This is a genomic window from Vibrio halioticoli NBRC 102217 (genome assembly GCF_000496695.1).
In the GTDB taxonomy this organism is placed as follows: Bacteria; Pseudomonadota; Gammaproteobacteria; order Enterobacterales; family Vibrionaceae; genus Vibrio; species Vibrio halioticoli.
In genome coordinates, this window is record NZ_BAUJ01000066.1 from 1 (window position 1) to 22197 (window position 22197).

The 22197-nt window shown below is 42.2% G+C and carries 21 protein-coding genes; 10 read left to right on the forward strand and 11 right to left on the reverse strand.

Features of this window, described 5'->3' with window-relative positions:
- Positions 1-204: 204 nt before the first annotated feature.
- The 6 genes from fre to trxA form a co-directional block, all read right to left on the reverse strand.
- Positions 205-915 (reverse strand): NAD(P)H-flavin reductase, encoded by a 711-nt coding sequence (fre, locus tag VHA01S_RS15770; RefSeq protein WP_023405341.1) that lies wholly within the window; start codon positions 913-915, stop codon positions 205-207.
- Between the two features lie 15 nt (positions 916-930).
- Positions 931-1200: a 2Fe-2S iron-sulfur cluster-binding protein gene (locus VHA01S_RS15775; RefSeq protein WP_023405342.1), complete on the reverse strand. Its 270-nt coding sequence runs from the start codon at positions 1198-1200 to the stop codon at positions 931-933.
- Complete coding sequence (ubiD, locus tag VHA01S_RS15780; protein WP_039971178.1) at positions 1197-3053, reverse strand: 4-hydroxy-3-polyprenylbenzoate decarboxylase; 1857 nt, start codon at positions 3051-3053, stop codon at positions 1197-1199. The genes VHA01S_RS15775 and ubiD overlap by 4 nt, the downstream gene beginning before the upstream one ends.
- A gap of 68 nt (positions 3054-3121) precedes the next feature.
- Complete coding sequence (locus tag VHA01S_RS15785) at positions 3122-4087, reverse strand: hypothetical protein (RefSeq protein WP_023405344.1); 966 nt, start codon at positions 4085-4087, stop codon at positions 3122-3124.
- A 152-nt stretch (positions 4088-4239) separates the two neighbouring features.
- On the reverse strand, positions 4240-5499 hold the full coding sequence (gene rho, locus VHA01S_RS15790) for a transcription termination factor Rho (RefSeq protein ID WP_023405345.1): 1260 nt from the start codon (positions 5497-5499) through the stop codon (positions 4240-4242).
- Between the two features lie 227 nt (positions 5500-5726).
- Positions 5727-6053 carry a thioredoxin TrxA gene (gene trxA, locus VHA01S_RS15795; RefSeq protein WP_023405346.1) on the reverse strand — a complete coding sequence of 109 codons (327 nt, stop codon included), beginning with the start codon at positions 6051-6053 and terminating at the stop codon, positions 5727-5729.
- A 112-nt stretch (positions 6054-6165) separates the two neighbouring features.
- Here trxA and rhlB point away from each other — a divergent pair, with 112 nt between their 5' ends.
- From rhlB to VHA01S_RS15810, 3 genes are all read left to right on the forward strand, one after another.
- Positions 6166-7476 carry an ATP-dependent RNA helicase RhlB gene (rhlB, locus tag VHA01S_RS15800; protein WP_039971187.1) on the forward strand — a complete coding sequence of 437 codons (1311 nt, stop codon included), beginning with the start codon at positions 6166-6168 and terminating at the stop codon, positions 7474-7476.
- 7 nt (positions 7477-7483) lie between these two features.
- Positions 7484-8968: a guanosine-5'-triphosphate,3'-diphosphate diphosphatase gene (gene gppA, locus VHA01S_RS15805; RefSeq protein WP_023405348.1), complete on the forward strand. Its 1485-nt coding sequence runs from the start codon at positions 7484-7486 to the stop codon at positions 8966-8968.
- Between the two features lie 103 nt (positions 8969-9071).
- Positions 9072-10046 (forward strand): glycosyl transferase family protein, encoded by a 975-nt coding sequence (locus tag VHA01S_RS15810; protein ID WP_023405349.1) that lies wholly within the window; start codon positions 9072-9074, stop codon positions 10044-10046.
- 101 nt (positions 10047-10147) lie between these two features.
- On the opposite strand, the gene VHA01S_RS15815 is transcribed toward VHA01S_RS15810, so the two are convergent.
- From VHA01S_RS15815 to recQ, 3 genes are all read right to left on the reverse strand, one after another.
- Positions 10148-10813, reverse strand: coding sequence for a 7-cyano-7-deazaguanine/7-aminomethyl-7-deazaguanine transporter (locus VHA01S_RS15815; protein ID WP_023405350.1), 666 nt, complete (start codon positions 10811-10813; stop codon positions 10148-10150).
- A gap of 261 nt (positions 10814-11074) precedes the next feature.
- Positions 11075-11386 (reverse strand): DUF3630 family protein, encoded by a 312-nt coding sequence (locus VHA01S_RS15820; protein ID WP_373277913.1) that lies wholly within the window; start codon positions 11384-11386, stop codon positions 11075-11077.
- Complete coding sequence (gene recQ, locus VHA01S_RS15825) at positions 11370-13184, reverse strand: ATP-dependent DNA helicase RecQ (protein ID WP_084309191.1); 1815 nt, start codon at positions 13182-13184, stop codon at positions 11370-11372. The genes VHA01S_RS15820 and recQ overlap by 17 nt, the downstream gene beginning before the upstream one ends.
- A 163-nt stretch (positions 13185-13347) precedes the next feature.
- Here recQ and rarD point away from each other — a divergent pair, with 163 nt between their 5' ends.
- The 3 genes from rarD to VHA01S_RS15840 all read left to right on the forward strand — a co-directional run bounded on the left by rarD (position 13348) and on the right by VHA01S_RS15840 (position 16585).
- Complete coding sequence (gene rarD / locus VHA01S_RS15830) at positions 13348-14247, forward strand: EamA family transporter RarD (protein WP_023405353.1); 900 nt, start codon at positions 13348-13350, stop codon at positions 14245-14247.
- Entirely contained in the window at positions 14244-14903 is a 660-nt protein-coding gene (locus VHA01S_RS15835; RefSeq protein ID WP_023405354.1) for a LysE family translocator, read from the forward strand. Before rarD ends, VHA01S_RS15835 begins: the two co-directional genes overlap by 4 nt.
- Before the next feature lie 926 nt (positions 14904-15829).
- The gene (locus VHA01S_RS15840; RefSeq protein WP_240432742.1) at positions 15830-16585 is read left to right on the forward strand and encodes a hypothetical protein; all 756 of its coding nucleotides are present in this window, start codon (positions 15830-15832) and stop codon (positions 16583-16585) included.
- 128 nt (positions 16586-16713) lie between these two features.
- On the opposite strand, the gene uvrD is transcribed toward VHA01S_RS15840, so the two are convergent.
- Positions 16714-18885 (reverse strand): DNA helicase II, encoded by a 2172-nt coding sequence (gene uvrD / locus VHA01S_RS15845; protein WP_023405356.1) that lies wholly within the window; start codon positions 18883-18885, stop codon positions 16714-16716.
- Positions 18886-19165: 280 nt separating this feature from the next.
- On the opposite strand from uvrD, the gene VHA01S_RS15850 reads away from it, so the two are divergent.
- From VHA01S_RS15850 to VHA01S_RS15865, 4 genes are all read left to right on the forward strand, one after another.
- Positions 19166-19426 carry a BufA1 family periplasmic bufferin-type metallophore gene (locus VHA01S_RS15850; protein ID WP_021715109.1) on the forward strand — a complete coding sequence of 87 codons (261 nt, stop codon included), beginning with the start codon at positions 19166-19168 and terminating at the stop codon, positions 19424-19426.
- A gap of 75 nt (positions 19427-19501) precedes the next feature.
- The gene (bufB, locus tag VHA01S_RS15855; RefSeq protein WP_023405357.1) at positions 19502-20353 is read left to right on the forward strand and encodes an MNIO family bufferin maturase; all 852 of its coding nucleotides are present in this window, start codon (positions 19502-19504) and stop codon (positions 20351-20353) included.
- A complete protein-coding gene (locus tag VHA01S_RS15860) occupies positions 20353-21144 on the forward strand; it encodes an HvfC/BufC N-terminal domain-containing protein (RefSeq protein WP_023405358.1) in 792 nt (263 codons plus the stop codon). Before bufB ends, VHA01S_RS15860 begins: the two co-directional genes overlap by 1 nt.
- Entirely contained in the window at positions 21134-21613 is a 480-nt protein-coding gene (locus VHA01S_RS15865; RefSeq protein ID WP_023405359.1) for a DoxX family protein, read from the forward strand. Before VHA01S_RS15860 ends, VHA01S_RS15865 begins: the two co-directional genes overlap by 11 nt.
- A gap of 17 nt (positions 21614-21630) precedes the next feature.
- On the opposite strand, the gene tsrA is transcribed toward VHA01S_RS15865, so the two are convergent.
- On the reverse strand, positions 21631-21912 hold the full coding sequence (gene tsrA, locus VHA01S_RS15870; protein WP_023405360.1) for an H-NS-like global regulator TsrA: 282 nt from the start codon (positions 21910-21912) through the stop codon (positions 21631-21633).
- Positions 21913-22197 lie beyond the last annotated feature (285 nt).

Sequence of the window (22197 nt, forward strand, 5' to 3'; positions counted from 1 at the left end):
GCCTACTGATTCACTGCGAAGCGTTGTGCGCTCTACCGTGTCAGTGAGGCGCATTATAGAGATGCTCAGCTTATTGGCAAGGCTTTTCTTCATTTATTTTCATACGCTTTCTTTTATGCTCAACAAACAAACAGCCTGCTCGAAAAGCAGGCTGTTTATGGGTGTTTCTTACTATATAGGAAGTAAATCCCGTTTTATAAGTGTTTAAATGAAGGCAAACGCATCTGAGTATATTTGTTCTATCTTAGCTTTCTTATTAAAAATAAACTGTTCTCTTGCACTACCCGCCATTTCAAAGCGACCTGCAATATAAATGTCGTGTTGAGATAGATCGGAAAAGTCGCCCATCACAGCTTGCAATACGTTTCCAGTTTTTCCAGTCCAGATCCCTTCATCATTTTCGACCACTGGCACAAAATGAATATTGGCATATTCACTGTCAATAGCACTGAGTTCTGCAAAAGCATACAGCTGAGACTTTGCTCTTGCGCCCCAATATAGATGAATGGAGTTTTCTAGCCCTTGGCTAATACAGTGATCAAGAATAGAGCGAACATAACTAAAGCCTGTTCCACCGGCTATCAATAGCATTGCTCTGTCACTTTGATGAAGGAATGCATCACCGTGTGGTGCATCGATAATAATATCGCCATCATGGTTTTGCGCTTCTTGCATTCTATTAACGACTTCTAGGGCATAGGCGTTTTCTTCTGCTGCACCAATATGAAGCTCTAACTCTCCCTCATGGCGACACGGACTACTGGCAATAGAGAAAGGACGTTTATCTTTCTCTCCCATTACGACCATTAAGTATTGGCCTGCTTTAAACGCTACTGGAGTTTCTGGATGAAGCAATACGCGAAAGGTATTGCTGGCTAGCGCCTCAATCGACTTTACTTTACAACGAATGGTCATATATCCCTCTATTTCTTACTCTTCAAAAGTAAGTACTAAATCTGTAGTGGCAAACGCCTGACAAGCAAATACCCAACCTAGGGCTTGCTCTTTCTCTGTTAATACGGGCTGTAATTGGTACTCGACAGTACCTGCCTTTAAACGACATAAACACATTCCACACGCCCCTACTTGGCAACGATTGGGAAATGCGATGTTTTGTGCAAGAGCGGCATCCAATATTGTCTGCTGATCATCCACCTCAAAAACGATTCCACTCGGTAAGAGCTCTACCTTATAGGTCATAATATATCGAGCTTTTCCCAAATCTGATCAATACGCTCAACCAACTGCTTATCTTTGTGTATTGGTCTCCCCCACTCACGACTAGCTTCACCTTCTAGCTTGTTAGTCGCGTCAATGCCAAGCTGAGATTGAGTGCCATCAATAAACTGACTATCACGAGCAGGGTCCATACGAGTTGTTATCGCCCAAATCACATCATTCCAATCGCGGATATTGACATCATCATCACAGACAATGACAAACTTAATTGCAGCATATTGGGAAAACTCAGTTAAGGCAGCTTCAATCACTTGCTCACCTTGACCTTGCTCTGTCTTGTCTATGGATATTATCGCCATGCCAGCATTGCCCGCTTCTGCCGGCAGATAGCAATCCAGAACATAAGAATGTTTGCTCTTAAATTGTTCGCAAAGCTCTTGCGCTTTTGCTGGTTCCAATGTGGGAAATACCCAAGGTTTATCATTAGACATGACTAACTCCGCAGGCCATTTTATTGTGGCATCCAATCCCATTTTTGAACCAAGCCCAATAACGGGCGAGGCAAAATCTAGAGAGTCAATTGGGGTATTCTCGATCATTACTATGTCACGCTTGGGTTGCAAATGCTCGGTCATAGCCGCAATAACTTGATCCCAATCTCTCGCATTTACATTCGCATCGCAGACTAATACATATTTTGTGTACATGAACTGACGCAGAAAAGACCAAACACCCATCATGACTCGCTTAGCGTGCCCCGGATATTGCTTCTTCATGGTCACTACAGCCATTCGATAAGAACAGCCTTCTGGCGGCAGATAGAAATCTTCTATTTCAGGGAATTGCTTTTGCAGAATAGGCACAAACACTTCGTTCAGTGCCACCCCGAGTACCGCAGGCTCATCCGGCGGACGACCAGTATAGGTACTATGGTAAATCGGGTCTTTACGCATAGTGATATGCGTAATAGTAAATACGTTGTGGCTTTCTACCTCGTTGTAATAACCGGTATGGTCACCATAAGGGCCTTCATCAGCAAATTCATTCGGGTCGATATACCCTTCTAAAACAATTTCAGCGCCTGCGGGAACATCTAAATCATTACTAATCGACTTAGTCACTTCGGTTTTACTGCCGCGCAGTAGTCCGGCAAAGGCATACTCAGATAATGAGTCTGGCACGGGCGTCACTGCACCTAAAATCGTGGCGGGATCGGCACCAAAGGCCACAGAGACAGGAAACGGTTTTCCTGGATTAGCCTCAACCCAATCTCTTAAATCGAGTGCGCCGCCTCGATGAGCCAACCAACGCATAATGACTTTGTTTTTGCTTAACTTCTGCTGACGATAAATGCCTAAGTTTTGACGTTTCTGATTCGGGCCTTTAGTAATGGTTAAACCCCAAGTTAATAGCGGCGCGACATCATCAGGCCAACAACTCATGACTGGGATTTTATCCAGATCAACGTCTTCACCCTGCCACACTATCTCTTGGCATCGAGCTTTACGCAGCCTTTTGACTGGCATATTGAGCACTTGTTTGAAAACAGGCAGTTTATCTAGAGCATCTTTAAAGCCTTTCGGTGGCTCTGGCTCTTTAAGGTAGGCTAATAGCTTTCCCACTTCTCGCAGATCACTGACCTTTTGACGCCCCATACCTAAAGCCACCCGTTTGGAAGTACCAAATAGGTTGGTCAATACTGGCATGTTATAACCAATGGGATTTTCAAATAGAAGTGCGGGGCCACCAGCACGTAATGTGCGGTCGCTAATTTCCGTCATTTCATAGTTGGGATCAACAGGGTGGGAAATGCGCTTCAATTGCCCCTCTTTTTCCAAAAGAGCAAGAAAATCTCGCAAGTCTTTGCAGCTCATAGCAGTCCATTTAGCCTAGAAAGATTGCCGCAGTATAACAAAAAGCGCGCGGGCTTCAGCTAACAAATTTAATGATTAAAGAGTTCTGGGTGCTCGATCACCCACTGCTTAAACCAACTGCTATATCCGTATTCTTGAATACTGGTCGATATCACTTGAGCATCATTTCTATTGTTCATCTTCGATACCAAGAAATCTTCTGCTGGTTGGGAGGTGGGTGCGTACTTGGCTAACAATTGCAGGCTACGCTTATTGAGAGAAGGATTACTACTGGCCAAGATCAACTGTTGTATCGAAAATTCACTGCCATCCGCGCCTAGCCTTTCTAATTCGCGGTTAACTGCACTATTGGTCTTCATCTTCCAAAGGATATTGTATAACTCAGGACTGTGCGAAGCAGAGGCTATAGCCACCATCACTTCGGTACTGGGTAACCAAGATACAACATTATTGGTGGTGACTTGTTGTGCAAGAAAGCTCATCCCATCTTCCGATAGCTTTACTACATTCTCAATCAGCAGTCTTTCTCTAGGAGAGGTAAGCTCAGGGTTTTCCGTCAGCCATGTGCGTAAATTCAGTTTTCCATTCTCAACAGCGATGTAAAAATTCATCTCTTGTTCATTTAAATCCCAATCATCCATTAAACGTTGCGCTAACTGTTGGTAGGCAAATGCGGGAGAGCTAAAACGGAATCCATCGCCTTGCTCGACTAAGGTTAAAGAGGATGGAACTTTACGCTGAGAATCAACGAAAACGGCCAGATCGGAGGTGTATTGTGGATGATTTTCTGCAATAGACTTGATGGCGAGAAATCTTACTACTTCTTGTTGGGGTTGTTTAATGCGTAGCAGGTCAAAGTTTGCTTTGTCTGATTGGTCAGAAAGTGCGAGTGCGACAATACGTTGAGCGTCATCATGAGATTGAGTATCGGCAAGCATTTGCTGTTTTTGTTGTTGAGTTAACTCAACCGCCTGCACCATGCTTAGGCCACTTAACATGACGGATAGCAATATTACTAATAGCCTTTTATGCATACTCTCGCTCCTTGTAATTGTACTCGCCTTCCTGGCTTTATATCTTAGTTATTAAAACCAACGATTAAAAAACGTCACCTAATTAGGTGACGTTTTTAACAATAAGTTCAATAAACTACGAATTACTGAGATGCAGTTTTTAAGATGCCTTGTTACTGGCGTCTCATTGCATCAAAAAATTCATTGTTTGTTTTAGTCATTGCTAACTTATCAATTAAGAATTCCATTGCATCGATTTCACCCATTGGATGAACAATCTTACGCAGAATCCACATCTTCTGTAGCTCATCTGGTTTCGTCAGTAATTCTTCACGACGCGTACCTGAACGATTGAAGTCGATTGCTGGGAAAACTCGCTTCTCTGCAATCTTACGGTTTAAGTGTAGTTCCATATTACCGGTACCCTTAAACTCTTCGTAAATAACTTCATCCATTTTAGAACCGGTATCGACAAGTGCTGTAGCGATGATAGTCAGGCTTCCACCTTCCTCAACGTTACGAGCGGCACCGAAGAAACGCTTAGGACGATGTAGAGCATTGGCATCTACACCACCGGTCAGTACTTTACCTGATGATGGAATCACGGTGTTATATGCACGAGCAAGACGAGTGATTGAATCAAGTAAGATAACCACGTCTTTTTTGTGCTCTACGAGACGTTTCGCTTTTTCGATGATCATCTCAGCCACTTGTACGTGTCTTGATGCTGGTTCATCAAATGTTGAAGCCACTACTTCACCTTGAACTAGGCGTTGCATTTCAGTTACTTCTTCAGGACGCTCATCAATTAGCAGAACCATCAACTCACACTCTGGGTGGTTACGAGCAATGCTTTGTGCAATGTTTTGTAGCAACATTGTCTTACCCGCTTTTGGCGGAGCAACGATCAAGCCACGTTGGCCTTTACCGATTGGCGAGGCTAAGTCTAAGATACGAGCAGTAATATCTTCTGTCGCACCATTACCTACTTCCATTGTCATACGTTCATTGGCATGCAGTGGAGTCAGGTTTTCAAATAAGATTTTATTACGTGCGTTATCAGGCTTATCGTGGTTAACAGAGTTAACTTTTAACAGTGCAAAGTAACGTTCGCCATCTTTTGGTGGACGAATTTTTCCTGCAATGCTGTCGCCAGTACGTAAATTAAAACGTCGAATCTGACTTGGAGATACATAGGTGTCATCTGGGCCAGCTAGATATGAGCTATCTGAACTGCGCAGAAAACCAAATCCATCTTGTAGAATTTCAAGGACGCCATCGCCAAAGATATCTTCACCGCTTTTAGCGTGAGCTTTTAGCGTAGCGAAAATGATGTCCTGTTTTCTCAACCTAGCAAGGTCTTCAAGACCAAGGCTCTCACCAAGCTTCACTAAATCCGAGACAGGTCTTTTCTTCAACTCAGTCAAGTTCATAGTGGTCGATTTTGAATTCGATTTGGTAACGGTCTTTATATTAGATTTAGTAGTCAAAATAAGATCTGTATGTGTTAGTTAAGAGAGATTTGGTCTCAGGATCGACCAAGAAATGAAAATTGTATGATTTACGTGCAATAAACTAGCACTAAAAACAAGCGTAGTCTAGCTTATGGAAAAAACAAAACCGTGTACTGAGAAATACACGGTTAATTTAAGTTTTTATTTTAGATATTTGCGTCCAAGAACTCTTTTAGTTGAGTTTTTGATAGCGCGCCTACCTTGGTGGCTGCCACACTGCCGTCTTTAAACAACAATAGTGTTGGGATACCACGGATACCATATTTTGGTGGCGTTGCTGGGTTGTGATCGATATTTAGCTTACCAATGGTAAGCTTACCAGCGTACTCTTCAGATATTTCATTCAAAATAGGGGCAATCATTTTACAAGGGCCACACCATTCTGCCCAAAAATCTACCAGCACAGGGCCTGCAGCTTTAATTACATCACTTTCAAAACCATCGTCAGAAAGCTGCAAAATCTTATCGCTCATCTTTAGCTCCAAATCAATTTTCTGTTGCCGATTAGATGATCATCAGCAATTAGATTGCCTATTGGAATGGATTTCCTTTCTTAATGCAAGCGTAAGCTGATATTCTATGTTCATGAAAAAGACACACATCACAGAGCAAAAATTCGCCGACTTCGATTTGCACCCTAGTATTATTACTGGATTGCAAGCAAAAGGATTTGAGTATTGTACTCCGATTCAAGCGTTAGCGCTGCCAGTACTGCTCACTGGCCAAGACATTGCGGGGCAAGCTCAGACGGGTACTGGTAAAACATTAGCCTTTCTAACCGCTACTTTTGATTACCTACTAAAAAACCCTGCCGATGAGTCTCGAGCAGTGAACCAGCCGCGTGCCATTATTATGGCGCCAACACGTGAATTGGCGATTCAGATCCATCGAGATGCTGAATCTTTGATTGCAAGTACGGGGGTAAAAGCGGCCCTTGCTTATGGTGGTGAAAGCTACGATAAGCAGCTCCATGAGATTCAACAGGGTGTTGATATCTTAATTGGTACGACTGGTCGTATTATCGATTTCTTTAAACAGAAAGCATTTAATCTAAATCACATTCAAGCCGTTGTATTAGACGAAGCTGATCGAATGTTTGATTTAGGCTTTATTAAAGACATTCGCTTTTTGTTCCGTCGTATGCCTGAACCTAAAGATCGTCTAAACATGCTTTTCTCTGCCACGCTGTCTTATCGCGTACAAGAATTAGCGTTTGAACACATGAATAATCCTGAGCATGTAGAAGTTGAGCCTGAGCGCCGAACAAATGTGCGAATTAAAGAAGAGTTATTCCAACCTTCTAACGAAGATAAAATTGCTCTACTAATGACCTTGATTGAGCAAGATTGGCCAGAGAAAGCCATTATCTTTGCCAACACTAAATATAAGTGTGAACAAGTATGGGGTTATTTAGCCGCTGATGAGCATCGTGTAGGTCTTTTAACTGGGGACATTCCTCAGAAAAAACGTGAACGCATTTTAGAGCAATTCTCTGCTGGCGAATTAGACTTCTTAGTTGCCACCGATGTTGCCGCTCGTGGTCTGCATATTCCTCTTGTTACGCACGTATTCAACTATGACCTACCCGATGACAGTGAAGATTATGTTCACCGTATCGGTCGTACAGGTCGTGCAGGAGAAAGCGGACATTCAATCAGCTTTGCTTGTGAAGAATACGCTATCAATCTACCTGCGATTGAAGAATATATTGGTCATTCAATTCCAGCATCAGATTATGATCCGGAAGCACTAATTCAAGAATTACCAAAACCTATTCGTTTACGTCACTCATCAAGCAACCGTCGTCCTGGTGGCAAACCACAAGGTCGCAATAACAACCAGCGACGTAATAATCGACCATCTCGACCTTACAACAAACCATCAGGGAATAGCTAATCTGGTTATGACAAACTCATCTCCTCTTTATGCCGCCATTGACCTTGGCTCGAACAGCTTCCACATGCTTGTGGTTAAACACGTTCATGGAAGCGTTCGAACTATGGCAAAAATCAAACGCAAAGTTCGTTTAGCTGCTGGATTAGACAGCACTAACGCATTAAGCCAAGAAGCAATGCAAAGAGGTTGGGACTGTTTGTCTCTGTTTGCCGAACGCTTACAAGATATACCTGAACAGAACATCCGTATTGTGGGTACAGCAACATTGCGTGTCGCCACGAATATTGATGTGTTTTTAGAGAAGGCGAACCATATTCTAGGTAAGAATATTCAAGTCATCTCTGGAGACGAAGAAGCGGCAACTATCTATAAAGGTGTTGCTCACACCTCCGGTGGTAAAGGAAAACGTCTTGTTGTCGATATTGGCGGCGCAAGTACCGAACTTATTATCGGAGAAGGCTTTGATGCCAAAGTGCTACATAGCCTGCAAATGGGCTGTGTTACTTGGTTAGAGCAACACTTTAGTGATAGACAACTTACCGCTGAAAACTTTCGCTGTGCCATTGAGGCCGCGAAGCAAACCTTAGCACCGGTATTGCATGAATATACTCAGCTGGGTTGGGACATGTGTGTCGGAGCAAGTGGTACAGTTCAAGCACTGCAAGAGATAATGCTAGCGCAAGGTATGGACGAAGTGATTACTCACTCCAAACTCAAGCGCTTGCAAAAGCAAGCCATGCGCTCTAATGCACTAGAAGAGCTTGAGATTGAAGGTTTAACCCTAGAACGAGCACTGGTGTTCCCTAGCGGACTGTCCATTTTATTAGCCATCTTTGAACTGCTAGAAATAGAAGACATGACCCTCGCGGGCGGAGCATTACGCGAAGGTATGGTGTATGAAATGATTAAGGAGCTGCATCAAGACGATATTCGTCAGCGCACCTTAGCGAGCGTCCAACAACGCTTCCAACTGGATCAAGACTACGCTCAGCAAGTCTCACACACCGCATTAAAGTTAGTTGAGCAGTGTGGGGCAAACTTCTTAACCGAACCTGTCGCTATCGACCTATTAAAAGCCGCCGCTCAATTGCACGAAATCGGTCTGACTATCGATTTCAAAAAGGCTGGCAAACACAATGCCTACCTGTTGCAGTACCTTGACCTACCGGGCTATACACAAGCACAAAAATCTCTATTAGCAGAAATTACCGCTCGCTATAAAGATGCCCTGTCATCTTTACCTGAGCAACATGCGGTCAGCCGGCAAAGCGCTGAAAACATCCTGCGAATTTTAAGGCTATCTGTGTTGTTAACCCATAGGCGCAACGTTGACCTGCAACCTCATGTTAGCCTACAAGCCCAAGGGAAAAACCTCGATTTAAGCATAGAGGCAAGCTGGTGTTTGCTTAATCCATTGACCGTTGCAGAACTCGAAATTGAAGCGCATCGGCAAAGTGACCAAAATTGGCCCCTGCAAATCAAACAAATTTAATTCAATCAGCCCAGCTCAATAAGTTGGGCTTTTTTACATGACAACTTCTATAGGATAGGAGCTAAACTTTTCTATAGAAACTTAAGCAAGGAGAGCTTAGTTAATGAGCATAATTTTAGAATGTATCCGTTGTGTCGGTCGCGGAGAAAGAGGTCGTAAACCACTTTCTTTTGATCAGGCCTACGCTGTGATGGATCAATACCTCGACGGTAAGATCGATGATGATCAAATGGCAATGTTGATGATGCTCATTCGAGTCAATAATGAAACTGCCGCCGAAATTGCAGGATTCACCAAAGCCTTCCACCAGCGACTACCCAAAATAGAAGTGGATATTGACTGGCCTTGTTACGCAGGTAAGAAAAGTAAACTGGATGCAAATGGGCAGCAGCAAGCACTGCCGTGGAACTTAATTGCCGCTTCTATCTTGGCAGAAGCCGGCTATAAAGTGCTTATTCACGGACATTTGGATATCGGCTCAGACCGTATCCATAGCCAACACTATTTAGCTAAGCTTAATATTCAACAAGCGCAAGATATTACTCAGGCTGCCTCATTCATCGAATCATCCAATATTGCCTACCTACCTTTAGCTCACTTTGCGCCGATAGCAGAAAAAATGCTGGACTGGAAAAAGCGCTACGGTCTGCGCACTCCAATGAATACCGTAGTAAGGGGGCTTAACCCAGGTAGTGCGAAATACGGTGTTCGCGGAAGTTTTCACCCAGGATTTCAAGAACTGCACGCTGAAATAGAAACCAATATTGGTCACTCAAGCTGCTCTGTGGTGTCTTTTAAAGGGGTATCTGGAGAATCAGAATATAACCCCAAGGTAAGTCAAACTGTTTGGTCAAGTGATAGTGAGGGCTTACATGCACACTATTGGAATGAGATTTACAACGAAGCAATTAGTACGCCTACACACTGCCCACTGGGCACTGTCGAAGACGACAAAGTGCAAATGGCCAATCATGTAGTTTCTTCTTTGACGGCCTTACTGTTTAACAAACTAAAAGATAAACAACTGGCCGATCAGGAAGCCAATAAGCTTTGGCAACACTACTGCTCAATGCATTAATAACAACCATTTAGATCGTCAGTACATACTTAAAAGCCCCAATAATTGACTGCTCAACTATTGGGGCTTTTAGTATCAATACGTAGCTCTAAGTGTATCTTTTATGCCTGAGCAGGAAGCCCCTGCTCTGAACGAGTGGTAAGCTTGCGAATAAGATAATTCAACAATACACCGTACATAGGAACAAATAAGCCTAAGCTAATGATCAGCTTAAAGGTGTAATCAACCAGCGCAATTTCCTGCCAATGTTGCGCCATAAACGCATCAGGGCTGTTGTAAAACGCAATACCAAAGAATGCCAATGTATCCAATGCATTACCAAATAGCGTGGAGCACGTTGGCGCTATCCACCACTGCTTCATTTGACGTAGACGATTAAATACGTGCACATCTAATATTTGCCCTAGTAAGTAAGCCATAAATGAAGCAATCGCGATTCGCGCAATAAATAAGTTAAATTCAGCGAGCGGCGCCATACCTTGAAATTGCCCTTCAAAAAAGATGACAGATAACAAATACGACACTAACAACGAAGGGAGCATGACTAAGAAAATGATCTTACGAGCCATTGGTGCGCCAAAAATACGCACAGTCAAATCAGTAGCCAAAAACACAAACGGAAAAGTAAATGCACCCCAAGTGGTATGGAAACCAAATACGGTAAATGGCAGCTGCACAAGATAATTACTAGAAGCAATAATGATTAAGTGGAAGGACGCTAACAGGAATAGCGCTTTACGCAGTTGGGACGGATCAAAACGGTTCATACTGTACCTTTTTAGTAGATGGGGGCGAGGGAACCCATTCGAAGCAGTTTGCTTCATCTCAAATTTTAAAGTCCAGCCAAATGGCGGGCTCGGCATTATACATAACGCATACAATTGTGCAATAGATGAACAATGCTAAGACTTATCAGCTATTAGCTTACGAAGCTTAAGTTTATAAAAGAGTTGATTGATAAATGTTCAGGTTTCATGTGAAACCTAGTACCCTATTTTTATTAAGTACGTACTATTAAATACCTGTTATTAAATGCCTTTAGCCACTAGGCTAGCCAAAAACTGTAGCTCTGGCTGTGATTCTGTCGCAGATAAGCTCTCTAACCACATAGCTTCACTATAGTGTTCGGCACGAAGCATCAATTGGCAACCTTCAAAGTCGATCAACCATGAATGTAGATCCGCATCTTGTTGCTTCTCAATAACGCTAGCATCAATCAAGTCGACAAATTTTTGCCCTATAACGGCAAAGTCATCGTGATCAAAAGAAGGAGCAACCAGTGATAGTCGCCCATTTTCTAGGTCTAAATGACGAAGGAAAAAACTAGACACCTGTAATATGCTCCTGAATCAAATCTAAAAATTTATCGGCGTATTTATCAAGTTTACGTTGCCCTACACCATTCACCGCCAGCATTTCACCGTATGAAGTAGGCAGAATATCCGCCATATCAATCAAGGTAGCATCGTTAAACACTACATAAGGTGGTAATCCTTCTTCGTCTGCCACTCGCTTACGAAGATTACGCAATTTGGCAAATAGCTTTTTATCGTAGTGCTTAGTTGGCGTCTTATCTGACTTAGAGGATAGTGTTAGATCCAATCTTGGTACGGCCAACTCTAATGTCATTTCACCGCGCAGTAATGGGCGCGCTTCTTCGGTCAATTGCAAGGTAGAGTTACGAGCAATATTTTGTGTCAGTAGTCCTTTGTGCACCAACTGACGCATGATGCTTACCCAGTAATCATGGCTGTTTTCACGTCCAATACCGTAAGTCGAGATTTTGTCATGACCATTTTCTCGAATACGAATATTTTGCATGCCACGCAATACTTCAGTGACATAACCCATGCCGAACGATTGTTTCACTCGATACACACAAGACAATGCTTTTCGCGCCGCTTCTGTTCCATCAAAGGTTTTTGGAGGGTCGATACAAATATCACAGTTACCGCATGCTTTTTCGCGATACTCACCAAAATAATGCAGCAATACTTGGCGACGGCAGGTTTGTGCTTCAGCAAATGCACTCATGGCATTTAGCTTGTGCATCTCTACCTTTTTCTGTTGTTCATCTTCTTTCTCATCCAACATACGGCGTAGCCAGTTGATGTCCGATGGATCATAGAGCGTCATTGCCTCAGCAGGCAAACCATCACGACCCGCACGGCCGGTTTCTTGGTAATAGGACTCTATATTTCTTGGAATATCAAAGTGCAGTACAAAACGCACGTTGGGTTTATTGATCCCCATACCAAACGCCACTGTTGCCACTACAATTTGAATATCGTCTTTTTGAAAGGCTTCTTGAACATAAGCACGTTCATCAGACTCCATTCCGGCATGGTATCCCATAGCGCGAATGCCGTTATTGCACAGCTTCTCGGTAAGCATTTCTACTTTTTTACGACTGCCACAATAAATAATGCCGCACTGCCCTTTTTGCGTAGCCAAATAGCGAATGATCTGCGCAACAGGTTTTGCTTTTTCTACCAAGGTATAGCGAATATTGGGTCTATCGAAACTGCCCAAGTAAAACAAAGGATCATTAAGTTGTAATCGCGCATCAATATCGAGACGAGTGGTGTCGTCAGCCGTTGCCGTGAGAGCCATAAATGGTACATGGCTAAATCGCTGTTTCAACTGTCCTAGAGAGGCATATTCAGGTCTAAAATCATGTCCCCATTGAGAGATACAGTGTGCTTCATCAATGGCAATTAAATTGATTTCTAAATACTGGATACGCTCCATAAAATCACGCATCAACACACGCTCAGGTGAAACGTAAATCAGCTTGATTTTGCCTTGATGCATTCGGTTATACACCGACAGCAAATCTTCTCGACTCATACTAGAGTTAATGCACTCAGCCGCAACACCATTCGCTTTTAACTGGTCCACTTGGTCTTTCATCAAAGAGATAAGAGGAGAGATAACTAGCCCCATTCCCGGAGCCACTAGCATAGGCACTTGGTAACACAATGACTTACCACCACCGGTTGGCATGATCACCATCGAGTCTCGACCAGACAGTGCGGCCTCCACTACCTCTTGTTGTCCATCACGAAATTCTTGATAGCCAAATACATCCTCTAGTACACGCTGAGGTGTTGCTTGAGTATCAGATTCCTCAATCATAGGCAGATGGGTGGACATGTAGAATGTATTACCTGTTGGTGATTAGTCGAAATGAGCGCTCATTGTAATGGGGATGATCTAGGATGGAAACCGCATTTTACTGGCTCTGAGTCTATAGGCTCTCTATACTTCCCTCTTTTCCAGTCAGTATCCCGAGAAATTTATGGATCCCCAAGCTCAACAACGCACTCGACAAGGTGTGATATTTGCCATTATGGCTTACACCATGTGGGGAATATCTCCCATATACTTCAAAGCATTAGCCGCTGTGCCCGCTTCTGAGATACTGATGCACCGTATTATATGGTCGTTCTTTTTACTTGCCGGACTGATTCACTTTGGCCAAGGTTGGCACTGTGTACGTGAGGTATTAAAAAATAAAACAAAACTGATTTATTTAATCTCGTCTTCTGTTCTTATTGGTTTGAATTGGTTGATATTTATTTGGGCTATCAATAGCAACCATATGTTAGAAGCGAGCTTAGGCTATTACATCAACCCACTGGTCAATATTATTCTTGGGATGATCTTCTTACAGGAGCGCCTACGAGCAATTCAATGGGTTGCGGTCGCTCTCGCATTTTTAGGTGTAGCCATTGAGCTAATTGCGTTTGGTTCTATACCCTATATCTCATTTGCTTTAGCCTGCAGTTTTGGCGCTTATGGGCTATTAAGAAAAAAAGTAAACCTGGATGCACAAACTGGATTATTTATAGAAACTTTATTCTTAGTTCCCCTGACTATTATTTATTGGGTATTCTTTGCTAATAGCGAAACTTCCAACCTGCTACACAATAGTTTGAGCCTAAATACCTTACTGATTCTCGCAGGTTTAGTCACTACTGCCCCACTGCTTTGCTTTACCGGTGCGGCTACCCGAATCAAGTTATCTACACTCGGCTTTTTCCAATACATAGGACCAAGCTTGATGTTTATTTTGGCCATCACTGTTTATGGTGAGCATTTAAGCATAAACAAAATTATTACTTTCATGTTCATTTGGGTTGCACTTGTCATCTTTAGTTACGATGGCATTAAAAATTCCATGGCACGCAAAAAATGAATGAACTACACGTCCTTATGACACTGGCAGGGATACACTTTCTTGCTTTAATGAGCCCCGGCCCTGATTTTGCTCTAGTTGTCCAAAACTCGACTCGTTATGGACGTCAAACTGGGGTTTTAATTGCGCTTGGGCTTTCGATGGGGATTCTCACCCATTCAATTCTTAGCTTAACCGGAATCAGTTACCTCGTACATGCTCGTCCACAGCTGTTTTTCATCGTGCAGTTGCTAGGAGGGAGTTATCTCGCATATCTTGGTTTAAATGGCTTAAAAAGCATATTCCATCAGCGAAAAACGACCTCAACTAGTCCGAAAAAAAGCAAAGATTTTACTCTCACTAGCAAAAGACAGGCATTTACGCGCGGGTTTACTACTAACCTACTAAACCCTAAAGCATTAGTGTTTTTTGTCAGTCTAATGTCGACTCTTGTGCCTCAAAGTATGTCTCTGCAAGGCAAGTTTGCAGCCTTAGTTATCTTATGGAGCTTGTCGTTTTTCTGGTTTGCTTTGCTTGCTTGGGCTTTATCAACACAACGCTTACAACAAGCTTTGACTCGATATGCAAAATATATCGATCTACTTTGTAGTCTTTTGTTTACCATTTTGGGCTGTACCATCATCAGTGAAGCCGTTATTCACACTCTATTAGGCTAAGTAAGTGATTGAAAATAGAACATTTATAGATCATTCATTGGTCAGACAATAAAGACATTCACCATATTTTTGTGCGAGATCTCTTACAAAGATGTGCGTGATCGAAGCGAATATATGCCAGAAATGAAGATATATACAGCTAACTTATTGTTTTTTAAAAGATTGATATTTGTAGGTGTATATATGACTGAAATTAATTGCCTTTGACCCTATTGAGCAAATTAGAGAAAAGCTTAATATTAAAAGGGTCGGAAGGAAGCTGACACGGAAAAGGAAATCACCAAGGATTAGGTGTTCTTCAGGATGAAGATTCGGTTATTCAGGATGAATAGTCGGCATGGAAAGCAAATTGGACATTGAATGGACGCAATAGTAACTAGGATGGTTGCTACTAAGGAAAGACAATGGACACCTCTGGATGAGGAAAGGACTGAACATCAGGATGATGTAAAGGACACCACTAAAGGATTTAGTGAAGCGTACTAACGAGGATTGTTAGTAGACCAGGATAAGGTCACATGGACACCGCTAGGATGGCGAGAAAAGGAATACGCTGAAGGATAACAGCACACTATCAAGGATTTGATGCAGGGAGCACACTTAGTAGCCGGATTGCTGCAAGTAAGACAACGACCCCGAAGAGCGCAAGCTCTCGGGGTTTTTCTTTATGTGCTATTTGACGTAACCTCCCTACTCACAATTATCCAAACTCAGCTAACCTCCAAGTTATGTCACCCCTGAAATCTAACCTGTACCTGGTTCACTAAACCATTGATTTTATGTTGAAGATACAAAAGAAAGACCACATTATAAAATACAGTCACTCGTGGTATAGAAAGCGTTAGGTTGCAGGAAGAATACATAGAATGTTTACTCGAAATTATAGGTTACTGACCCAAGAGGGACATTTGACACGGTCTAGTCTTTTGGCGGGATTAAATTCAATAAGAAGTGCCAACATTGGTGAGAATCATCGAGGTTTGTTTTATTCAGGCCTGTTCGATCTTGCAACTGGCTTTGAGCGTTTGATGAAAATAGTGCTTATTCTTGATCACCAACAAAAAAATAATCTCACAAACCCAACAGATACAGAGTTGAGATCTTTTGGACATAATATAAAAAATCTTTTCGAAAGATGTTCAGTACTACCCCTAGAAAATGGAATACAACAAAAACTAAGCCTCAATGACAAACAAACTAAAATAGTTTCTACCCTTACAGAGTTTGCAAAAGGTTCGCGATATTACAATCTTAATGTGCTAACTAGTCATAGTAAGAATGATGACCCTATCTGTCTTTGGTTGTCTGTAATTGATGATCATATCTGGAGTCTACGTAGCGATGTACGTACAAAGTTACATAAAGAGGCTGTTCAAGTTATAGATCACTCAGGTATGGCTAACAATTGGCAGCAAAATGTAGATGGTGAGTGGGTTACAATGCTCGAATTTTACTATTTGATGTCTGTGACAGAAAAAGCTAATCCACATGTAGTATGGTCAATTATTGAAATACTACGCCCATTCTATGGATTACTGCGTCATCAATGTTATGAACTGCACAAACTATATGCGCTGCATGGTAAGAAAGATGAAATACCGTTTATGCATGAGTTTTTCCCTTTTTTCTTAATCCCCAAAAGCTCTGCTTTGAGAAAGAAACAATGGAAGCTGGGGAAATAAACCATATAAGTCTTGTTATACTGGCCGATAATCATAGAAATACGCTACTTGCCACTCAATGAATAGCTTATAGCAAGTTATATCGCCTAATAGCAAAAGCCCCAGCAAATTGCTGGGGCTTAATAATTTTAAAGCTGTTCTAATTTGGCGTATTGAGTAATCAGCCACTTTATCCCTTCACCATTAAAGGCAACCTGAACGCGACTTTGCGCGCCACTGCCTTCAAAGTTGATAATGGTGCCTTCCCCAAACTTAGGGTGTTTGACTCTTTGCCCTAAACCAAAGCCTGTTTCATTGAAGCTTTCTTGCTTAACGGTTTGGCTAAATCGACCGGTATTGGTTGGTCGGCTTACTTGAGCTTTCATACGTACTTCTTGGGTACAGGCTTCTGGCAACTCTTTGATAAATCGAGACGGTTTATGGTATTTGTCTTGTCCATATAAACGACGCATCTCAGCATAGGTCAGGTAGAGCTTCTGCATTGCGCGTGTCATTCCCACATAACAAAGCCTGCGCTCTTCTTCTAGTCGCCCTGCTTCTTCTGCTGACATTTGGCTCGGGAACATCCCCTCTTCAACACCAACCATAAAGACTAGAGGAAACTCCAAGCCTTTGGCACTGTGCAACGTCATAAGCTGTACGGCATCGTCAAACTCATCGGCTTGCCCTTCACCCGCCTCTAAAGCAGCATGAGTCAAGAATGCAGTAAGATCGCTCATCTCATCTGCTTCTTCAGGCTTCTCATATTGACGCGTTGCCGTGACCAATTCTTCCAAGTTTTCTATACGTGCTTGTGCCTTTTCACCTTTTTCTTGCTGATACATAGCAAACAAACCGGATGCTTTAATAACGTGGTCTGTCTTTTTGTGTAGCTCCATAGGTGCCGTGTCGTCTTCAAGCGCATTCACTAGCTCAACAAAACGCCCTAAAGCCCCTGCTGCACGACCCGCAAACACCTTTTCTTCCAATAACTGAGTACTGGCTTGCCATAATGTTGCGCCGCGATCTCTGGCGGCATAACGAATAGTTTCTAAGGTTTTTTCCCCTAGGCCACGCGTTGGCGTATTCACGATACGCTCAAAAGCAGCATCATCATTACGATTGGACATCAAACGCAAATAACCCAGAGCATCTTTGATCTCTTGACGTTCGAAGAAGCGCATTCCGCCATAAATACGATATGGCATACCGGCTTGGATTAAGGCCTCTTCCATAACACGAGATTGGGCGTTATTGCGGTACAAAATGGCTGAATCTTTTAACATTCCGCCAGTGCTTTGCCATTCTTTGATTTTATTGACCGCAAAACGCGCTTCGTCTAATTCATTGTAAGCGGAGTAAACCGAGATAAGTTCACCATCACTGCCATCGGTCCACAACTCTTTCCCCATACGTTCAACGTTATTGGCAATCAAGTGGTTTGCCGCCGTTAGTATGTTTTTGGTCGAGCGATAGTTTTGCTCAAGACGAACCGTTGATGCTTGTTTAAACTCATTAAGGAAGCGTTGAATATTCTCGATCTTCGCTCCGCGCCAGCCATAAATAGATTGGTCATCATCACCTACGATCATGACGTTACATTCAGGGCTTGCCATCATTCGAAGCCAAGCGTATTGGATGTTGTTGGTATCTTGAAACTCATCCACGAGAATATGTTTAAAACGGGCTTGATAGTGTTCGCGAATGTGTTGTTTATCACGCAGTAACTCGTGGCAGCGTAATAAAATCTCAGCAAAATCGACCAAGCCTGCTCTATCACACGCTTCTTGATAAACCGAATAGATACGTAACCATGTTTTAGTCACTGGATCGTGGTAGCTATCAATATGTGAAGGTCTTAAACCTTCGTCTTTTTTACCGTTGATCCACCATGCCGCTTGCTTCGCTGGCCACTGCTTTTCGTCTAAGTTTTGCGCTTTGATCAAACGACGCAATAAACGCTGCTGATCTTCTGAATCTAAAATTTGGAAATCTTCTGGCAGTTTCGCATCCAAATAATGAGCACGAAGAATACGATGACAAATACCATGGAAAGTACCATTCCACATACCAGAGGCTGTGCCTCTCATTAACTCTTCAATACGACCGCGCATTTCTGCCGCCGCTTTATTGGTAAAAGTTACTGACATAACAGAAAATGGCGAGGCTTGCTCTACTGACATAAGCCAAGCAATACGATGAACTAATACCCGAGTTTTACCACTGCCTGCGCCAGCAAGAATCAATAGATTACCTAAAGGGGCAGCTACCGCCTCTCGTTGTTTGTCGTTTAGCCCATCGAGTAATAATGATGCGTCCATCGTACCTTTCCAATCTATTACTGTTTATTTATACATTAATGGTCAGTATACAGCGTAAGCGACACAATCTCTAACTTCCATACCCTGCAATTTCATCACTTTTTACGTAAAAAACTTATTCTTATATTTCATACCATTAGAGCAAAAAGTGGTCTTTTTTGAATTTCTTTGAAATAAATCCCTAATTCATCGCATCTTCTTTAACAAGCAATCGCAACATATTATTAACAAATCATTGTCGATTGCCTACACAACTAAGGATCATATTGAGGAAGATATTATGAAAAAGTCTAATCTTGCAGTTACAGCGGCAGTTACTGGTTTACTGGCTTTAGGTGGCACTATGCTTACCGCAACCCACGCCGTAGCAGCAGAAAAAGAGAAGTGCTATGGAGTGGCAAAAGCAGGGAAAAATGACTGCGCCACTAAAACCAGTTCTTGTGCAGGGACATCAAAAGAAGATCATCAAAAAGATGCCTTTGTTGTGGTACCAAAAGGATTATGTGACAAATTAGCTGGCGGAAGTATGTCATCGTCGTAACCCATCCTCGTAAGTCCCTTGGGGTACCGCTGTATCGTACCCCTCTTTCCCCGCTAAAATATAGAGCTAACTAAGATGCAAAATAATAATATTCATAGCGCAGTTGGAGTTGGATTACGTCATCCACACTTGGATTTCTTCGCACAAAATCCAGATCATCTCTCTTGGTTAGAAGTACACAGTGAAAATTTTTTTGAAGTTAATTCTTTAGCGCGTAAACAACTAAGAAGCATACGCCAGCAACACGATGTTTCATGTCATGGTGTTGGGCTATCTCTAGGCTCAGTACAAACACCAGACTCTTCACACCTCCAAGCATTAGTCGACCTAGTTAATGAACTGCAACCGACAATGGTGTCTGATCATTTAAGCTGGAGCGAAAACGGCGGTGTGCATTTCAATGATTTACTTCCACTTCCATACACCGAAGAGGCTTTACAGGTTTTTGTACGTAACGTGATGCAAGTGCAAGACGCCCTACAACGCCCTCTGCTAATCGAAAACCCAAGCAGTTACCTAAGATTTAATCATTCAACAATTGCTGAATGGGAGTTTTTAAATGAAGTTCAGCGCCGTACTGATTGCCATTTACTGCTCGATCTAAACAATATTTATGTCTCATCGCTGAATCATGATTTTGACGCACAGCATTACCTAAACGCCATTACACACAGTGCAGTAAAAGAGATACACCTTGCGGGGTTCACCGTAAAAGAAATTCAAAATAAAAAAATATGGATTGATACGCACAGCACGCACGTCTGCAAAGAAGTGTGGGATTTATACCGCACTTGGAATCAAACCAACCCAACAGTACCTACTTTAATTGAATGGGACACTGATATCCCTGAGCCACAAATTTTGCTCGGCGAGGCACACAAAGCCTCCATCATCATAAATGAAATTAGCAATGTACAGGTGGCGTGATGATCTCTCTTGCCAAGCTACAAGCCAACTTTGCTCAGTCACTGATTTACCAAGGTGCTGCGGAAAATTGCGATATACATAGCGACCACTTCTCGGCAGAGCAACGTATGCAAGTGTATAGAAACAACGTTATTCTCAGTTTAAGCGATGTACTTAAAGCTGTTTACCCAAATACACTGGCCATGGTTGGAGAGGAGTGCTTTGAGCAGATGGCCAGACAACATGTATTAACCACACCCTCAATGAGCGGAAATGTGTCTCATTACGGACAAGGGTTTGATAAAACTATTTGCCAATTTACCAAAGTGTTAGAAGTTGCACCTTACTTAACTGAACTGGCTCGTTTTGAAGCCTTATGTGATGAATTACAAAACAGAGTCGATAATCAACAACACATCGGCTGTTTGCCTTTATCTGCCCTTACTAACCTAGCAGAGGACCAACAGCCACATATTCGCCTAACCAGCAATATTGGGGTCGCTAGCTTTAATTCTAGTATCGCTGTCTTTGATCTTATGGCAGGCATTGAACGTCGTTCATTTGATGACTTAGAGATACAACAAGCTCAATCTGGTTTTATCTCTATTAAGCCTGATGGACAGCTCCACTACAAAGCTCTAGATGCCGATTGCTACCAACTTCTATTAGCCATAGAAGCCCAACGCCCACTCTCACAAATTGATGAGTCGTTATTACCTTACATTTCGTCTTTGGTGAAAGAAGAGGTAATTTCAGGGTTCTTAATGCCTACAATTGCTGAAATCAATACAAGGAATGGATATGAACAGTAGCATTCAAACTCAATATCAAGCCTATCAAAATACAGTATCCAACTTACAGCGCGTAACGGTTCCGCTACTACTATTGTTCTGTAGACTTTGGGTGGCGTGGGTATTTTTCAATTCAGGTTTAATTAAAATAAGTACCTGGGAGAGCACTTTATTTTTATTTGAATATGAATATCAGGTGCCATTACTGCCGTGGGAAATAGCCGCATATGTAGGAACGGCTACTGAGCTTATAATTCCTGTACTTCTTGCTTTAGGATTATTCACTCGACTGTTTGCAGCCATTTTATTTGTGTTTAATATCATGGCAGTGGTGTCTTACCCAGCCCTTTGGGAAAATGGTTTTTATGACCATCAACTTTGGGGCTTAATGATTCTCATCAATGTGATATGGGGAGCAGGATTCTTCTCGACTGACCATATACTTAGCAAAACATTTTTTAATCGTAGTGAATTGAATCGCAGTAAGTAGCCATTTCCTAAATGAAACTATTTATTTAAAAAAGCTTTTAGATCTTCAATGGTGATTCCATCTTTAGATAATTGCTGAGCCATTAATTCCACTTGCTCACCTTTTCTTGATTCAATCACTTTTTGAAACTGATATACGATATCCTTAAGAGTGGTTAGTGGGAGTTGCTTAGCTGCACTTCTAATTCTTTCTTCGCTTTGATTGCCGAGCTCTACCAGTAATTTACCATACATTACTTTTTCTGGAGACTCTTCAAGTTGCTCTAATCTGCGAGCCATTTCGTAAGTCGTTAGTGCCATATTACTTCACTTAAATAAGAGTTTATCGGGTTTTGAAGAAATCAAAACTCACGGTAGGACGAAAAACTTTCCTGTACATAGAATATACTTTTTTATCCGAAACTAGAACTGTTTTCAGTTACAGCAATCACAGTAATTTGTTATTCAGAAATCGTGTTGGGAAAATACTTGAGAACAAAGCCACAAGATCTGAATAAGAAACAACTCTACAATCAAAATTTGTCTCGCCATTATCAAGCCTTTTTCTAAGCGAGATTGCTAAGTTAATTACTATGCTTGTCATTC

Bases quoted from the DNA above. Each gene is read 5' to 3' on its own strand.
- VHA01S_RS15850 (WP_021715109.1), top strand. From the start codon at position 19,166: ATGAAAAAGTCTAATCTTGCAGTTACAGCGGCAGTTACTGGTTTACTG.
- VHA01S_RS15775 (WP_023405342.1), bottom strand. From the start codon at position 1,200: ATGACCTATAAGGTAGAGCTCTTACCGAGTGGAATCGTTTTTGAGGTG.
- VHA01S_RS15785 (WP_023405344.1), bottom strand. From the start codon at position 4,087: ATGCATAAAAGGCTATTAGTAATATTGCTATCCGTCATGTTAAGTGGC.
- gppA (WP_023405348.1), top strand. From the start codon at position 7,484: ATGACAAACTCATCTCCTCTTTATGCCGCCATTGACCTTGGCTCGAAC.
- fre (WP_023405341.1), bottom strand. From the start codon at position 915: ATGACCATTCGTTGTAAAGTAAAGTCGATTGAGGCGCTAGCCAGCAAT.
- VHA01S_RS15815 (WP_023405350.1), bottom strand. From the start codon at position 10,813: ATGAACCGTTTTGATCCGTCCCAACTGCGTAAAGCGCTATTCCTGTTA.
- recQ (WP_084309191.1), bottom strand. From the start codon at position 13,184: ATGATTGAGGAATCTGATACTCAAGCAACACCTCAGCGTGTACTAGAG.
- rarD (WP_023405353.1), top strand. From the start codon at position 13,348: ATGGATCCCCAAGCTCAACAACGCACTCGACAAGGTGTGATATTTGCC.
- VHA01S_RS15810 (WP_023405349.1), top strand. From the start codon at position 9,072: ATGAGCATAATTTTAGAATGTATCCGTTGTGTCGGTCGCGGAGAAAGA.
- uvrD (WP_023405356.1), bottom strand. From the start codon at position 18,885: ATGGACGCATCATTATTACTCGATGGGCTAAACGACAAACAACGAGAG.
- tsrA (WP_023405360.1), bottom strand. From the start codon at position 21,912: ATGGCACTAACGACTTACGAAATGGCTCGCAGATTAGAGCAACTTGAA.
- rhlB (WP_039971187.1), top strand. From the start codon at position 6,166: ATGAAAAAGACACACATCACAGAGCAAAAATTCGCCGACTTCGATTTG.
- VHA01S_RS15835 (WP_023405354.1), top strand. From the start codon at position 14,244: ATGAATGAACTACACGTCCTTATGACACTGGCAGGGATACACTTTCTT.
- VHA01S_RS15860 (WP_023405358.1), top strand. From the start codon at position 20,353: ATGATCTCTCTTGCCAAGCTACAAGCCAACTTTGCTCAGTCACTGATT.
- ubiD (WP_039971178.1), bottom strand. From the start codon at position 3,053: ATGAGCTGCAAAGACTTGCGAGATTTTCTTGCTCTTTTGGAAAAAGAG.
- bufB (WP_023405357.1), top strand. From the start codon at position 19,502: ATGCAAAATAATAATATTCATAGCGCAGTTGGAGTTGGATTACGTCAT.
- VHA01S_RS15865 (WP_023405359.1), top strand. From the start codon at position 21,134: ATGAACAGTAGCATTCAAACTCAATATCAAGCCTATCAAAATACAGTA.
- trxA (WP_023405346.1), bottom strand. From the start codon at position 6,053: ATGAGCGATAAGATTTTGCAGCTTTCTGACGATGGTTTTGAAAGTGAT.
- rho (WP_023405345.1), bottom strand. From the start codon at position 5,499: ATGAACTTGACTGAGTTGAAGAAAAGACCTGTCTCGGATTTAGTGAAG.